The organism is Leifsonia sp. T36S-04 (assembly GCF_042465655.1).
In the GTDB taxonomy this organism is placed as follows: domain Bacteria; phylum Actinomycetota; class Actinomycetes; order Actinomycetales; family Microbacteriaceae; genus Leifsonia.
In genome coordinates, this window is sequence record NZ_CP146286.1 from 965,170 (window position 1) to 979,330 (window position 14,161).

The window sequence follows — 14,161 nt, forward strand, 5'->3', positions numbered from 1 at the left end:
GGTACTCCGTCGGATGCCGTCGCGCTCATCCTGACACTCCCGGCGGCGTTGCAGAACACGCCGCCCGACCTTCCCGGCCACCGCTCAGCGCCGGGGCCCCGGGATTCGTGCCGAATGTGCGGAATAGCGCCGCCATTCCGCACATTCGGCACGAATGGGGGAGGCCCCACTGTGGCAAGCTGAAGGCCGCACTGCCGCACCGCCGCACCGCCGTACCCGAGAGGACAGCCATGCCAACCTTCCGCGCGACCATTCGTCAGGCCGGCACGTCTGCCACGGGCATCCCGGTCCCGGAGGCGGTCGTCGCGGAACTGGGCAGCGGCAAGAAGCCGGCGGTCACCGTGACGATCGGTTCCTACCAGTACCGGTCGACGGTCGCGTCCATGGGCGGGGAGTTCCTCATCCCGCTGAGCGCCGAGCACCGTGCGGCTTCGGGAGTGAGCGGCGGCGACGAGGTGGATGTGACCCTCGCCCTTGACGAGCTGCCGCGCGAGGTGCCGCTCCCGGACGAGGTCCGGCAAGCGCTGGACGCGTCCCCGGCGCTGGCCGCCGCCTACGCCGCGCTGTCGTACAGCCGGCAGCGTGCGATCATCGAGCCGATCGGGCAGGCGAAGACGCCCGAGACGCGGAGCCGGCGAGTGGAGAAGGCTCTCGCGATTCTGGCGGAGGGTGTCGAGGCCCGCTGAAGGAGGCGGTTCCTCGCCGGGAAGCTATGCTGACTCAGCACACACAGACTGAGGAGAGGCGCGCGCATGGGTTCGCTGTTCTATGGGGCGTCCCGCCTGGAGATCAAGGTCGACGACACGACGCTCGCGATGCTGCAGCGGGTGATCGTCGCCAAGATGCGGCGCAACGAGCCGTTCGCCATCACCTGGGACGATGACGACTCCATCGGCGATGGCCTCAGCAGCGTGTGGGTCGCTCCCACGATGGAGCTTCACTTCAAGTTCGAGAGCGGAACATACCCCGCCCTGGACCCGGTCGCGCTGGAGCGCATGTCGCAGCAGTCCGCGACTCCCAGCGGGCTGCGTCTGGGGAACGCCAGCCTCATCGCCGAGCCGACCGGTTACGACAGTTAGTCGGGCTCGATCGCGTCGACGGGGACGGGGACGATCGTCTCGTCCGTGACCATCAGGCCGTAGGACGAGTTCGCCGACTCGGCGAGCTCCGTGATCCAGGTGCGATTGATCGCGGGAGCGCGACCCCCGTCGAACTCGCACACGATCGGGATGCCGTTGTCGATCCAGACCGACGCGCGCTTGCGTCCGATCGAGCTGTCGCCGCGCCAGCTGAGGAAGAAGTGCTCGCCGCGGCGCAGCTTCAGTGTGATCACGACCTGCAGGTGCGCCAGGAGCCTGTCGTCGAGGGCGAAGGTGTGCACGCCGTAATACAAGTTACCCACGGCACCATTCTGCCTGGTGTTCTGCCCAGCGGGGACCGGCGGCGCGATCCTGCGTCGGAACCCGTCGCTCGGGCGACACCCGGCGGGGTCGCCTGTCAGGCGCCGGTCACCCAGTGGGCGGTGACCGCCTGCACGTGCGCACCGTCGAGATCGCTCAGCTTGACGCCCGCGAACCGCCGCGCGGCTTCTGACGTCTGCACCCGCGCCGGAGGGTGCTCGGAGGTCAGCACGTCGACGATGACGTCGGCGACACCGTCCGCGGTCTGCGCGTTCGCCGGGTCGAAGGCGGCGGCCGTGCGGGCGAGGTAGGCGCGCATCGCCCCTTCGTAGGGCGTGCCGTCGGCCGCCGGCGTCTCTGCGATCCCGACGTTCGCGACGAATTCGGTGGACACGGCGCCCGGCTCGATGACGCTCACACGCACTCCCTGCGTCGCGGCGACGGGCGTGAGCGATTCGAGGAAGCCCTCGACGGCGAACTTGGCCGCGCAATACGCCTCGTTGAACGGCTGGCCGACGACGCCGCCGACGCTGGAGACGGCGAGGAGCCGGCCGCGGCTCTCACGGAGCAGGGGCATGGCCGCTTTCGTGACCGCGACGACGCCGAAGAAGTTGACCTCCATCACCGCTCGCACGTCGTCCACCGACTCCAGTTCGACCGTGCCGAGGTGGCCGGAGCCGGCATTGTTCAGCACGGCGTCGAGCCGGCCGTACGTCGAGTGGATGTGCTCGAAGCAGCTGTCGATGGACGCCGGGTCCGTCACGTCGAGCGGCTGGATGTCGAGGTCGACGCCCGCGCTCGCCGCGGCGGTGCGCAGGGCGTCCGACTTCGCGAGGTCGCGCATGGTGGCGACGACGGTGAAGCCGTTGCGGGCGGCCGCGATGGCGGTCGCCCGGCCGATGCCGGTGGAGGTCCCGGTCACGAGGAGGATGGAGTCGGTCACCGGCTCATCCTCGCACGGTCCCGGCGTCGCGCTACGGTTGTCGGAAAGACCGGCCCGAGGAGGATCCATGTCGTACGTCGTCGACTTCGAGAATGTGTCCACCGTCGGACTGGACTCGTCGCCGGTCGCCGACGCCCTCGCCGGCCTCCGGGCCAACGAGGCGCGGTACTTCCGCAACAAGTACGACCACACCTTCACGGTCGGCACCGCGGCGGAGGAGCCGGAGGCGGTGGAGCGGGTGGCGCGAGTCCTGAAGGAGGAGCGCGACATCGTCATCGCCTCGCCCGCCCTCGAGGCGACGCGCTTCGAGGTCGAGGGCATCGACTGGACCTATGTCTTCTACGAGTCGGGGCTGTCGATCAACCTGCTGTACACGGTCGCCGACGCGGGCAAGCGGGCCGTCGGCTTCAAGCTGTCGGACGGGATGGAGGTGCCCGACGAACTCTCCGCGTTCAAATTCGCGCGTCAGAAGTCGCGGCTCGCGGGCACCATCCGCGGCTCCTACTTCGTCGTCAAGGGCGAGTACTGACGGACCGCACGAACCCGGCGACTTCGGACGTCACCAGCTCGCGCACGCCCGCGGCGTCGAGCGGCGAATCCTTCAGCACCCTCATGCCGTGATCTGCGCCGGGCACCTCCACCACGCGGATGCGGCCGTCGGCCAGCGGCCCCGCGGGGAGCTCGCCCCGCAGGGCGGCGGCCGTCCCGAACGTGTCCCGCGCGCCTTGCAGCACCAGCACCGGCACGGTCGGGGTGAGCAGTTCATCCAGCCTCGACACCTCCGGACGCCCCGGCGGATGGAGCGGGAACGCGAGGCAGACGACGGCTGCTGCCCCGGTGGATGCGGCGGTGCGGCACGCCACCCGGGCACCGGCGCTGCGGCCGCCGACCACGAGCGGCAGGTCTCCGGCCAGCTCGCGGACGCGAGGAGCCGTCTCCAGCCAGGCGACGTCCAGGGTCTGCGGACGCGCGGCGACGCGCTTGCCCGCCACGCGCCACGGCTGCTCGTAGCGGACCACGGTGATCCCGAGCTCCGGGAGCCGGCTCGCGAGGACGGCCAGGTCGACGGCCTCGATCCCGCCCCCGGCTCCGTGGCCGAGCCAGAGCACGGCCGCGGGCTCCGCGGCCTCGGCGACCGTCAGCCTCCCGGGGCCGACGGAGGTCGGAACATCCAGCAGCATGCCGCTCACGTTAGCGGCAACGGGATGCGCGACGAACCTCCCGCCGACTCTTGCGCCGGTGCACAGGTCGGCGCACCATGGGGAAGGGAAGCGGTCGCCACAGGTCGGATGGGGATGATCTTTATGGTCGCGAATTCAGGGGTGTGCGCTGTGTGCGGGACGCCGATCTCCGCCGAGCGGAGACTGGTGCCGACATCGGGCGGTTCGTGGGCGGTGGTCGAGGTGCCGGTCGGGTGCACGAATCCGCTCTGCCCCAACTCCTCGGCTCGCGAGCGCACGGCCCCGCCCGGGGCGGCGCTCGTCGCCTGAACGGCGACCCTCATCCGGCGACCCTGAACACGGTCGGTCACTCCAGCCGCCGGTCGGCGCGGACGGTGGTGACCCCGTCGACGGCCGCAAGGTGTGCGATGAGGCGCTGAGTGTCGTCGGCGTTGGCCCGCACACGCACGCGCAGCTGCATCCTCTCCACACCGTCGGCACCGGTGCTGTGCCGGATGTCGTCGATGGTGGTGCGCGCACCCGATTCCGCGCACACGTCGAACAGGCGGGCGAGGGCGTCGCCGCTGCGCGTCGCCTCGACCGTGAGGCTGGTTCCGGAGGTCCGGCGCAGCACGCGCTCAGCCGTGGGGAGGGTGCCGACGGCCACGAGATGCAGCGCGGTCCCTGCCACCGCGAGCACCGGCAGCCCGGCCCCGCAGGCCATGCCGATGGCGGCCGTCACCCAGATGGAGGCTGCCGTGGTGAGGCCGACGACGTTGCCGCGGTTGACGAAGATTACGCCGGCGCCGAGGAAGCCGATCCCGGTGACCACCTGGGCGGCGATCCTCGACGGGTCGGTGGCGGGCAGACCGAGCGGTGCGAACCCGTACGCAGAGACCAGGGTGAACATCGTGGAGCCCAGGCCCACGAGGATGTGGGTGCGGAGTCCTGCGCTCTTCAGCCGTCGCTCGCGCTCGATGCCGATGGCGGCGCTGAGCGCGAAGGCGAGCAGGAGCAGCAGCAGCTCCGTCACCAGTTCCGTCCCGCCCAGCCAGAGCGTCATGCCCGGAGTCTAGAATCCGCGGGCGTCGTCGCGCACCGCTGATCTTGACCGCGCGAACCCGCTACTCCGAGGCGGCGGTCGCCGTCTCGCGGCCGCTGCGAGGCCGCACGAAGACGAGCAGCGCCAGGTGGACGACCGCCAGCGCCGTCGCGACGCCCACGACCGTCAGCCAGCTGCTCGCCGTCGTCCCGCCGCTGAACAGCAGTCCGAGCACCGTCGTCGCGACGATCGCGCCGACGTACCTGGAGGTCTGGAATATCCCCGCCGCGACCCCGCTGTCCTCCGGCCGGGCCGACGAGTACAGGGCCTGATTCATCCCGATGCTGACCACGCAGTACGGGATGCCGAGGGCGGCGGTCAGCAGCAGAACGGCCCACGGCGCCGTCGTCGCGGCTCCGATCGCGAGCAGGCCGGCGCCGACGACCAGTGCAATGGCGCCGGCGATGAGCGTCGGACGCAACCCGAGGGATTCGATCGCGCGCGCCGCCAGCGGGGTCACCACGATCGTCACCGCCGCCAGGGGGAACATCAGGAGTCCGGCGACGCCCGCCGAGTACCCGCCGTGGGTCTGCAGGTACTGCGGAAGCCCGAAGAACGCCGAGTAGTAGACGACGTTGAAGATGGCGAAGGAGAGATACACCATCAGCAGACGACGGTTCTTCGCGAGCAGCCGCAGGTCCAGAAACGGATGCGAGCTGCGGAGCTCGCGCCAGACGAAGAGTCCGCCCGCGACCGCGCACACCGGGAGCAGCCACCACAGCGGCACGGGGTGGAGGTCGAGCAGGAAGACCAGGAGCGAGGTCAGCGTGACGATGAAGAGCAGGATGCCCGGGATGTCCGACTCTGCGAGGACCCGGCCGAGCGGCGTGGGCTTGCGCTCGGCGTCGCGCGGGGCGAACATCCAGACCCCGGCGAAGGTCAGGATGGCGAGGGGCACGTTGACCCAGAAGATCGACTGCCACCCGAGGAACGTCACGAGGGCTCCGCCGAGCACCGGCCCGATCGCGGCCCCGGAGGTGTTGGCGATCTGGATGCGGCCCAGCAGACGCGGAGTGCCGACGCCGGACCCCGCAGCGAGCGGCCGGAGCATCGCGATCGCGGAGGGGAAGGCGGTCGCGGTGCCGACCGCCAGGGCGACGCGGCCGATGCAGACGCCGACGAACGAACTCGACAGGGGAGTCAGTGCGCAAGCGAGGGCGACCACGACCATCCCGAACAGGAACAGCCGGCGCGGACCGAAGCGGTCGGCGAGCCGGCCCATCAGCGGCTGCCCGGCCGCCGAGGCGAGATAGAAGGACGTGATCACCCAGGTGACCGTGGTGACGTCGACGCGGAAATCGCGCTGCAGCGACACCAGCGCGACCGCGATCATCGACGAGTTGAGCGGGTTCAGGAGGGTGCCGAGACTGAGCGCGGCGACGGCCGGGCCCGTGCGGGGACGGGCCGGCTCGGCAGGGCGTGTCACTCCGTCCACGCTACTCGGGGCCTCATGGCACCGCGGGCATTGCGGTCAGTCCGCGAGGTCCTCCGTCGTCACCGGAATGGTCGCGCGGTAGGGGTACGCCGGCATCGAGGAGTACTCCTCGTCGTCCGCGAGTTCGTAGACGTCGTAGGCGAGGGCTCCCGCGAAGGTGGTGGCGACGCGGATCTCGCCCGGCGGACACCCACCGATCAGGGGCACGATCACGACGCTGTCCAGGGTCCGGCCGTCCTCGTAGAGGAGGGCCGCTTTGATGGTTCGCGTAAGAGCGTCCATGACCGGACTTTACGGCCCTTCGGGCGAACATCCCTTGACGGCGCGCGGCGGGTTGGAGAAAGTGAGGGGAGAGGAAGGAGCTCGATGGGAACCTTGATCTACGACGGTGCGGACGGTTTCACGTTCGACGACCGGGTGCTCGCCCATCTGCAGGCGGTCATCCAGACGAAACTGCGCCGTCGCGAGGGCTTCCTCCTGATCTGGATGGACCGGACGGCGGGGCCCGTCGGCGTCCTGCGCTCGATCTGGCTCGACCCTGCGATCTCGGTGCAGTTCGTGTTCGCGCACCCCGAACTGCCTGAGCTGAACCGGGAGTGGCTCGCCATCCTGATGGAACGATCCAACAGCAACTTCGGGCTGATGCTCGAGGACGCTCTGCGCGCGGAGATCCGTGAGGAGGTCCCCGCGGGCAGCTACCTGGCGGGCAAGACGAAGTCGCGAAAGAGCCGCGAGGAGGAGTGAGATGGGTCGCCTCCTCTACGGCAGCGCCTCGCAGGAGTACGAGTTCGACGACCGCACCCTGTCGCACGTGAAGATCGCGGTGGTGACGAAGCTGCGCCGGCACGAGAGCTTCCTGCTGAATTGGCAGGTGCCGAGCGATCAGGGAGGCGGGCGCATCAGCCTCTGGATCAGCCGCGAGATCCCCTTGGCCTTCGTCTTCGCAGACACGACGCCTCCGAAGCTCAACGAGCGCTGGCTGGAGGTCCTGATGCAGTCGAGCCAGCGAACCGGAGGGATGAACGTCGTGACGGAGGCGGACGCGGAGACGCTGCTCGCCGGTCGCTAGGCTCCGGGCGCTAGGCCCTCGGCGCTCGGCGGCCTCCCGGCACTACGGCAGGAGCGCCAGCTTGCCGCCGGGGTGGCCCTCCTTCAGGAACGCCAGGGCCTCGGGCGCCTCCGCCAGCGGATACGTGCGTGCCACGGGCACCTGCAGTCGTCCGCTGCCCGCCAGTTCGAGGAGCTGGGCGCGGACCGAATCGCGGAACGCCTGGCTCTCCGGCTGCGCGCCGAACACGGCGTGGAAGCCTTCGCGCTCGGCGCGCTGGGCCGCGACGATCGTGACGATGCGCGTGCGGTCGGGCACCAGTTCGAGCGACACGTCGACGGCCTCCTCTGTGCCGACGGTGTCCAGCGCCGCCGCGATCGGACCCTGCGCCGCCTCGGCGACACGCTCCGCGAGGCCCGGGCCGTAGGCGACCGGAAGACCGCCGAACCGGCGGACCCGGGCGAAGCTGGCCTCACTCGCCGTTCCGATCACGCGTGCGCCGAGCTCGGCCGCCTGTTGCAGCACACTGACCCCGACGGCGCCGGACGCGCCGTGGACCAGGATCGTCTCGCCCGCCCGCACGGCCGTCACCGACAACATCTGAGCGGCCGTCGTGCCGACCAGCAGGAGGTTGGCCGCCTCCTCGTCGGACAGTCTCGGGGGCTTGGCGAAGACATCCTTCGCCGGAACGACCACCTCGCTCGCGTACCCGCCCTGGATGCGGAAGGCCACCACGGCATCGCCGACCGCGCCGCCGCCCGAGGCGATCTCGGTGCCGGGCCCGATCGCGGCGATCACGCCCGCGACCTCGTACCCGATCGGCACCGGCAGCTCGAGCCCCTCGCGAGGAGCCGAGACGTGCTTGTAGTCGGCCGGATTGACGCCAGCAGCCGTGACGCGGATGCTGACCTCGCCCTCTGCCGGTTCCGCGAGGTCGACCTGTGCGAACTCCCAGGTGTCCGGTGCGCCCCAGCGGGTCGCGCGCCACTGCTGTGCCGTTCGTTGCGTCGCCATGCCTCCAGTCAACTCCTGCAGGCTGTGCGCGCGCTCACGAGGCGGAGACGCCGTCGGTGGCGCGACCGCTGTGACGCACGCGACGGGAGCGTGTAGGAGCGAGGCGCAGCATCTGTGCGGTGGAGCTGTCGTCGAGCTCCACGAGGTCGCTCCGCGACTTGATGAAGTCGCTGAACGAGCGGAAACCGAGCGCCTTCTCGCTGAAGGACGGGTCCATCCGCTTCATCTGGCCTTTCACGGTCGAGCTGTGCAGCCAGTCGGAGTCGTCCTTCTCGTGGCCGAGCTGCATCGCGCGGGCGAGCAGCCGGGTGGCGACCAGCTGGGAGTCCTCCTGCTGCTCGTCGGGGGAGTCGGGGGAGTCTGCTTCTGCATCCGGCTCCGTCTCGACCGCCGCAGCGCGCCGGCGTCCGCCGCGCCGCCGGACGGGCTTCTCGACCTCCTCGGCCGAGTCGGCAGCGTCGGCCGCTTCGGCCGCGGCTTCCCCGTCCGCGGTCGCCGCGACAACGCGGTCGCCGGCCCCCGCAGCCGTTTCGCTCGCCGTGGTCTCGGTCGCCGCGTCGGGCTCGTCGTCGTCCGCCGCGGTCGCCTCCGCCGCCTCGTCGCGGGCGATGCCCGGCAGGTCGTCGTAGCTGACGAACTCGTCGCACGCCGCGGCCAGCGACTTGGCCGTCGAGCCGGCGACGCCGATCCCGATCACGTAGCGGTTCAGCCGCTTGACCCGCTGGGCCAGCGGGATGTAGTCCGAGTCGCCGGCGACGATCACGACGTGCGTGAGCTCGGGGAGGCGGAAGAGGTCCTCCACCGAGTCGACGGCGAGGCGGATGTCGGCCCCGTTCTTCGCGTAGGCGGCGGCCGGGAACAGCTGCACGAGGTCGACCGCGCGGCCGACCAGCTGGCCGCGGTACTCGGCGTTGACGGCGAGGGACCAGTCCGCGTAGGCGCGCGTGAGCACGAGCGTGCCGAACGACGAGGCGAAATCGATCACCGCTCCGAGGTCGACCCGGGCCTCCGCCAGCTTCTCGGCGAAGGACGCCTTGGGCTGGGTCGCGTACGACTTGGGACGGTCGCGCATGAACGAGCCCCGCCCGTGCACCTGGTCGTAGCGCGAAATGATGATGTTGTCGAAGTCGATGTAGACAGCGACGCGGCCGTCCCCAGGTTCACTCATGGCTCCAGGGTATCCCGCCCCCGCCGCGCAGATTTGGCGCAAATAGTGGTTCTCGGCGGCTCAGAACCGCGATTTGCGCCAAATCTCGCGCGTGCGGGCGGTCATCCCCGGGTGTAGCGGTCGGCGACGTCGAGCGCCGCGTCGATCGCATCCAGGCCCCGGCGCAGCTCGTCCTCGCCGATGATCAGCGGCGGCGCGATGTGCATGCGGTTGAAGTGGGTGAAGGGCCAGACCCCCGCCGCCTTGCAGGCCGCCGCGACCTCGGCCATCGGGGCCGCGTCCGGTCCGGCCGCGTTGAACGGCACCAGCGGCTCCCGGGTCTGCCGGTCGCGCACCAGCTCCAGCGCCCAGAACAGGCCCCGGCCGCGCACCTCGCCGAGGGACGGATGCCGGTCCAGCCAGGAGCGGACGGTCGGCTCCACGACGCGCTCGCCGAGGTCGCGGACCCGGTCCAGGATGCCGTCCCGCTCGAACACGTCGAACGTGGCGACTCCGGCCGCGCACGCCAACGGGTGACCGGAGTAGGTCAGTCCGCCCTGGAATGCGACGTCGTCGAAGTAGGACGCGATGCGGTCGGAGATGACGACGCCGCCGAGCGGAACGTATCCTGAGTTCACACCCTTCGCGAAGGTGATCAGGTCGGGGACCACGTCGAACGCGTCCACGGCGAACCACTCGCCGACCCGGCCGAAGCCGACCATCACCTCGTCCGCGATGTACACGATCCCGTACCGGTCGCACAGCTCGCGCACCCCGGCCAGGTAGCCGGGCGGAGGCACGAGCACGCCGTTGGTGCCGACGATCGTCTCGGCGATGATCGCGGCGACGGTGGCCGCTCCCTCCAGCACGATGACGTTCTCCAGGTGCTCCAGGGCCCGCTGGGTCTCCTCCTCCGGCGTGGTGGAGTGGAAGGCGGAACGGTAGGGATACGGCCCGAAGAAGTGGGCGACGGACGGGTCGCTCGGCTCGTTCGCCCAGCGCCGGGGGTCACCGGTCAGCGAGATCGCGGTCGCGGTGCCGCCATGGTACGAGCGGTACATCGACAGGACCTTGTGGCGGCCGGTCACCCGGCGCGCCAGGCGGACGGCGTACTCGTTCGCATCCGCCCCGCCGTTCGTGAAGAAGACCCTGTCGAGGGTGCCCGGCGCGACCTCGGCGATCCGTCGTGCCAGCTCGCCGCGCACGTCGTTCGCCATGGACGGCTGCACGGTCGCGAGCCGCCCGGCCTGCTGCTGGATCGCCGCGACGAGGTCCGGATGCTGGTGGCCCAGATTGAGGTTGACCAGCTGCGAGCTGAAGTCGAGGTACGCGTTGCCCTCGTAGTCCCAGAATGTGGAGCCTTGGCCGGCGGCGATCGGCAGCGGGTCGATCTTCGCCTGCGCACTCCACGAGTGGAAGACGTGACCGCGGTCGTCGTCGCGCACCTGGCGCTCCGCCTCCCGGTCGCCGAACGGATGCTCGACGCCGTGCCGGTCGACGAAACCGGTGCGCGTGCCGGCGGAAGTGTGGATGGTGTCCGTCATGGGGTCCTCGCCTGATCAGGAGTTGCCGGGGAACGCGAGCTCGATGCGCGAGTGCACCGGATCGGGCCAGCGTGTCGTCACGACCTTGCTGCGCGTGTAGAAGTGGAACGATTCGGGACCGTAGATGTGCGCGTCCCCGAACAGCGAATTCTTCCAGCCGCCGAACGAGTACGCACCCACCGGGACCGGGATCGGCACGTTGATGCCGACCATACCGACCTCGACCTCGAACTCGAACCGGCGGGCGGCGCCGCCGTCGCGCGTGAAGAGCGCGACACCGTTGCCGTACGGGTTGGCGTTGATCAGTTCGACGGCCTCCTCGTACGAGTCGACGCGCACGACGGAGAGCACCGGGCCGAAGATCTCGTCGTCGTACGCCTTCATCCCCGGCTTCACATGGTCGAGGAGGCTGACGCCGACGAAGAAGCCGTCGCCCTCGAAGGACCGCTGCGTGCCGTCGGCGACCACCGAGGCGCCCTCGGCTGCGGCTCCCGTGACGTACGAGGCCACCTTGTCGCGGTGCTCGCGCGTGATCAGCGGCCCCATCTCGCTGGACGGATCCGTGCCCGGGCCGATCCGGAGCGCATCGAGGCGCGAGTGGATGGCCGGCACCAGCCGGTCGCCGACGTCGCCCACCGCGACCACGACGCTGACGGCCATGCAGCGCTCGCCCGCGGAGCCGTAGGCGGCCGAGACGGCGGCGTCCGCGGCCGCGTCGATGTCGGCGTCCTCCAGCACCACCATGTGGTTCTTGGCGCCGCCGAGCGCCTGGACGCGCTTGCCGTTGGCCGACGCGCGCTGGTAGATGGAGCGGGCGATCGGCGTGGAGCCGACAAAGCTGACGGCCGCTACATCGGGGGAGTCGAGGATGGTTTCCACCGCCTCCTTGTCTCCGTGCACCACGTTCAGCACGCCGTCGGGCAGCCCGGCCTCGCGGAACAGCTTCGCCAGGAAGACGGACGCGCTCGGATCCTTCTCGCTCGGCTTCAGCACGACCGTGTTGCCGCACGCGATGGCGCTCGCGACCATCCACAGCGGCACCATGACCGGGAAGTTGAACGGGGTGATGCAGCCGACGACGCCGACGGGCTGCTTGACGCTGTGCACGTCGACCCCGGTCGAGACCTGCTCGCTGTACTCGCCCTTCAGCTTGTCGATGAGCCCTGCGGCGAACTCCACGTTCTCCAGGCCCCGGCCGATCTCGCCCGCCGCGTCGGAGAGGACCTTTCCGTGCTCGCCGGTGACGATCGCGGCCAGTTCGGCGCTGCGCTCCGTCAGCAGGTGGCGGAGGCGGAAGAACACGTCGGCGCGTTTGGTCAGGCTGGTCGCGCGCCACGCCGGGAAGGCGGCCTTCGCCGCGGCGATCGCCTGCTCCGTCTGGGCGGCGTCCGCCAGGGCGACCTCGTGGCGGCGCTCGCCGGTGGCCGGGTCGAAGACCGGGCCCGTACGGTCGGGGTGTGCGTTCGCGTCGGCGGGGGCGTTTTCGCCCGCGATGAAGTGGCGAATCAGGGCCACGGGGTCCTCCAGGTGGATCGTCCGGACGTTCTGCCCGGGAAGTGACAGTAGGCTTGCCTCCCAATGATCACAGAGCGGAGGCGCGATCAGCGATGCCAGATCGTCGGGACCCCGGAGTGGGCCGAACAGTTCGTCCGGACACGCCGGTGACGGAAGGGACGATGCTGCCGGGAGTGCTGCCCACCGTTCGGGAGGTGCTGCGGATGGAGCCGGTCGCGCGCGCCCTGCCGGAGGTGCTCACCGGCCAGGAGGGTCTCGGTGCACCGGTGCGCTGGGTGCATGTGGCCGAGACGGCGGAGGCCGCCCGGCTGGGCTCGGGCGGTGAACTGCTGCTGGCCACGGGAGTGGGCTGGCCGTCGGACGAGACCGCGCTGCGCCGGCTGGGGCGCGTGCTGATCGAGGCGCACGTCGCCGGGCTCGTGCTCGAACTCGGGGCGCCCATGCCGGTCGCCCCTCCTGCTCTCGTGGAGGAGTTCCGGGCCGCCGGACTGCCGTTCGCGGTGCTGCATCGGGAGGCGCGTTTCGTCGCGATCACGGAGGCCGTGCACTCGCGCATCATCGCGGAGCAGATGGCGGCGCTGCGGGCGCGGGACGACATCCACGCGCTCTTCACCGACCTCAGCCTACGCGGCAGCCCGGCCGACTTCATCGTCGAGCAGGCCGCACGGGTGCTCGGCTCGCCGGTCGTGCTCGAGGACACGAGCCACCGCGTCGTCGCGGCGGCGGGGCTCGATGCGGGCCACCGCGCGGGCGAGAAGGCGGAGTTGGCGGAGTGGGAGCAGCGGTCCCGCGCGGCGCACCGGTCGCGCGACGGCGGCTGGACGATCGTTCCCGTCGAGGCGCGCGGCATGCGGTGGGGACACCTCGTCGCGCTGCCGGGCGCTCCGCATCCGGCCGGCCGCTCCAACGTGCTCGAGCAGGCGGCCGTGGCGCTCGCGCTCAGCCGGCTCTCGGACCGCGATGAGGACGAATGGACGCGGCGCAGCCACGACGCGCTCCTGTCCGCCCTGCTCGGGCGGCGGTTCGCGGCCGAGAGCGGCGTGACCGCGCGATTCGAGGCGGCGGGGTTCCCGCTGTCCGGGCGCGAGGTGGCGGGTGCGGCGATCCGGCTGCGGTCGGGGACGCTGCCGGTGTCGGCCGCGCCGCGTGCCGTCGAGGCGGCGCGGACGGCGGGTTCGGATGCCGTCGCGGGGCCCCATCCCGAGCAGCCGGGGACACTGGTGGTCGCGGTCTCCGCGCGGCCGGGACGACGGCTCGGGGACGCGCTGTTCGAGGCGGTCGCCGAGGCGGCCGGCTCCGCGCGGCTGGACGATCCGGCCGCGGTGGTGGCCGTCGGTTCGGATGCGCGGGGGATCAGCGGGCTGCTGTCGTCACTGGAGGAGGCGGTGGAGCTGGCGGCCGGGGCCGCCGGGACCGCAGGTGTGAGCGGGGTGGCCGCGGCGGGGGTCCGCGGGGACGCCCGGCCGGGGCGGCGGCCGGTCATCCAGCGCGTGCAGCACCGTCCGTTGCTGCGGCTGGTCAACGCGTTCGGCAGTGACCCGCGGATGCTCGAGCACACCGAGCAGATGCTGCGTCCGCTGATCGAGCACGACCTCGCCACCGGCGGCGACCTGGTGGACGTGCTGAGCGCCTACCTCAGCCACCCCGGGAACCGCACGCGCGCCGCCGCCGCGAGTCACCTGTCCCGGTCGGTGTTCTACCAGCGGATCGCCCTCATCGAAAGCCTGCTCGGGATGGACCTGGACGACGGCGAGACCGTCGCCGCCCTCCATGCAGCGGTCCTCGCCCGCGGCCGCACCGCCGGCTGACCCCGGCGCCCGCGTTCTGGTTGACACGACGCGCCGTGCGCCGGC

16 protein-coding genes are annotated in these 14,161 nt (G+C 71.1%); 6 read left to right on the top strand and 10 right to left on the bottom strand.

All coding sequences use genetic code 11. From position 1 onward, the window contains the following. Positions 1-230: 230 nt before the first annotated feature. Entirely contained in the window at positions 231-686 is a 456-nt protein-coding gene (locus P3F85_RS04750) for a YdeI/OmpD-associated family protein (RefSeq protein WP_374010099.1), read from the top strand. A 66-nt stretch (positions 687-752) separates the two neighbouring features. Further along, the gene (locus tag P3F85_RS04755; RefSeq protein WP_374010100.1) at positions 753-1,079 is read left to right on the top strand and encodes an ATP-dependent DNA ligase; all 327 of its coding nucleotides are present in this window, start codon (positions 753-755) and stop codon (positions 1,077-1,079) included. Here the strand turns inward: P3F85_RS04755 and P3F85_RS04760 are convergent. Then, positions 1,076-1,402, bottom strand: a complete 327-nt coding sequence (locus P3F85_RS04760) for an ATP-dependent DNA ligase (RefSeq protein WP_374010101.1) — start codon at positions 1,400-1,402, stop codon at positions 1,076-1,078. The two genes, P3F85_RS04755 and P3F85_RS04760, sit on opposite strands and share 4 nt — an antisense overlap. A gap of 95 nt (positions 1,403-1,497) precedes the next feature. Then, positions 1,498-2,343 carry an SDR family oxidoreductase gene (locus tag P3F85_RS04765; RefSeq protein WP_374010102.1) on the bottom strand — a complete coding sequence of 282 codons (846 nt, stop codon included), beginning with the start codon at positions 2,341-2,343 and terminating at the stop codon, positions 1,498-1,500. Between the two features lie 67 nt (positions 2,344-2,410). Here P3F85_RS04765 and P3F85_RS04770 point away from each other — a divergent pair, with 67 nt between their 5' ends. After that, entirely contained in the window at positions 2,411-2,872 is a 462-nt protein-coding gene (locus tag P3F85_RS04770; RefSeq protein WP_374010103.1) for a phage tail protein, read from the top strand. Here the strand turns inward: P3F85_RS04770 and P3F85_RS04775 are convergent. The 4 genes from P3F85_RS04775 to P3F85_RS04790 all read right to left on the bottom strand — a co-directional run bounded on the left by P3F85_RS04775 (position 2,856) and on the right by P3F85_RS04790 (position 6,322). Continuing rightward, positions 2,856-3,524, bottom strand: a complete 669-nt coding sequence (locus tag P3F85_RS04775; protein ID WP_374010104.1) for an alpha/beta family hydrolase — start codon at positions 3,522-3,524, stop codon at positions 2,856-2,858. The two genes, P3F85_RS04770 and P3F85_RS04775, sit on opposite strands and share 17 nt — an antisense overlap. A 346-nt stretch (positions 3,525-3,870) precedes the next feature. Further along, complete coding sequence (locus tag P3F85_RS04780; RefSeq protein ID WP_374010105.1) at positions 3,871-4,566, bottom strand: MgtC/SapB family protein; 696 nt, start codon at positions 4,564-4,566, stop codon at positions 3,871-3,873. A gap of 61 nt (positions 4,567-4,627) precedes the next feature. Next, positions 4,628-6,031 (bottom strand): MFS transporter, encoded by a 1,404-nt coding sequence (locus P3F85_RS04785; protein ID WP_374010106.1) that lies wholly within the window; start codon positions 6,029-6,031, stop codon positions 4,628-4,630. Positions 6,032-6,076: 45 nt separating this feature from the next. Continuing rightward, positions 6,077-6,322 (bottom strand): hypothetical protein, encoded by a 246-nt coding sequence (locus P3F85_RS04790; protein WP_374010107.1) that lies wholly within the window; start codon positions 6,320-6,322, stop codon positions 6,077-6,079. An 84-nt stretch (positions 6,323-6,406) separates the two neighbouring features. On the opposite strand from P3F85_RS04790, the gene P3F85_RS04795 reads away from it, so the two are divergent. After that, complete coding sequence (locus tag P3F85_RS04795; protein ID WP_374010108.1) at positions 6,407-6,784, top strand: hypothetical protein; 378 nt, start codon at positions 6,407-6,409, stop codon at positions 6,782-6,784. Position 6,785: 1 nt separating this feature from the next. Further along, the gene (locus P3F85_RS04800; protein WP_374010109.1) at positions 6,786-7,109 is read left to right on the top strand and encodes a hypothetical protein; all 324 of its coding nucleotides are present in this window, start codon (positions 6,786-6,788) and stop codon (positions 7,107-7,109) included. Between the two features lie 42 nt (positions 7,110-7,151). Here P3F85_RS04800 and P3F85_RS04805 read toward each other — a convergent pair whose 3' ends face one another. The 4 genes from P3F85_RS04805 to P3F85_RS04820 form a co-directional block, all read right to left on the bottom strand. Next, the gene (locus P3F85_RS04805) at positions 7,152-8,102 is read right to left on the bottom strand and encodes an NADP-dependent oxidoreductase (protein ID WP_374010110.1); all 951 of its coding nucleotides are present in this window, start codon (positions 8,100-8,102) and stop codon (positions 7,152-7,154) included. A 34-nt stretch (positions 8,103-8,136) separates the two neighbouring features. Beyond that, on the bottom strand, positions 8,137-9,270 hold the full coding sequence (locus tag P3F85_RS04810; protein ID WP_374010111.1) for an NYN domain-containing protein: 1,134 nt from the start codon (positions 9,268-9,270) through the stop codon (positions 8,137-8,139). Positions 9,271-9,371: 101 nt separating this feature from the next. Next, the gene (locus P3F85_RS04815) at positions 9,372-10,793 is read right to left on the bottom strand and encodes an aspartate aminotransferase family protein (protein ID WP_374010112.1); all 1,422 of its coding nucleotides are present in this window, start codon (positions 10,791-10,793) and stop codon (positions 9,372-9,374) included. A 15-nt stretch (positions 10,794-10,808) separates the two neighbouring features. Further along, positions 10,809-12,308, bottom strand: a complete 1,500-nt coding sequence (locus tag P3F85_RS04820; protein WP_374010113.1) for a CoA-acylating methylmalonate-semialdehyde dehydrogenase — start codon at positions 12,306-12,308, stop codon at positions 10,809-10,811. Positions 12,309-12,400: 92 nt separating this feature from the next. On the opposite strand from P3F85_RS04820, the gene P3F85_RS04825 reads away from it, so the two are divergent. Continuing rightward, the gene (locus P3F85_RS04825) at positions 12,401-14,116 is read left to right on the top strand and encodes a PucR family transcriptional regulator (protein WP_374010114.1); all 1,716 of its coding nucleotides are present in this window, start codon (positions 12,401-12,403) and stop codon (positions 14,114-14,116) included. The last annotated feature ends 45 nt before the right edge of the window (positions 14,117-14,161 follow it).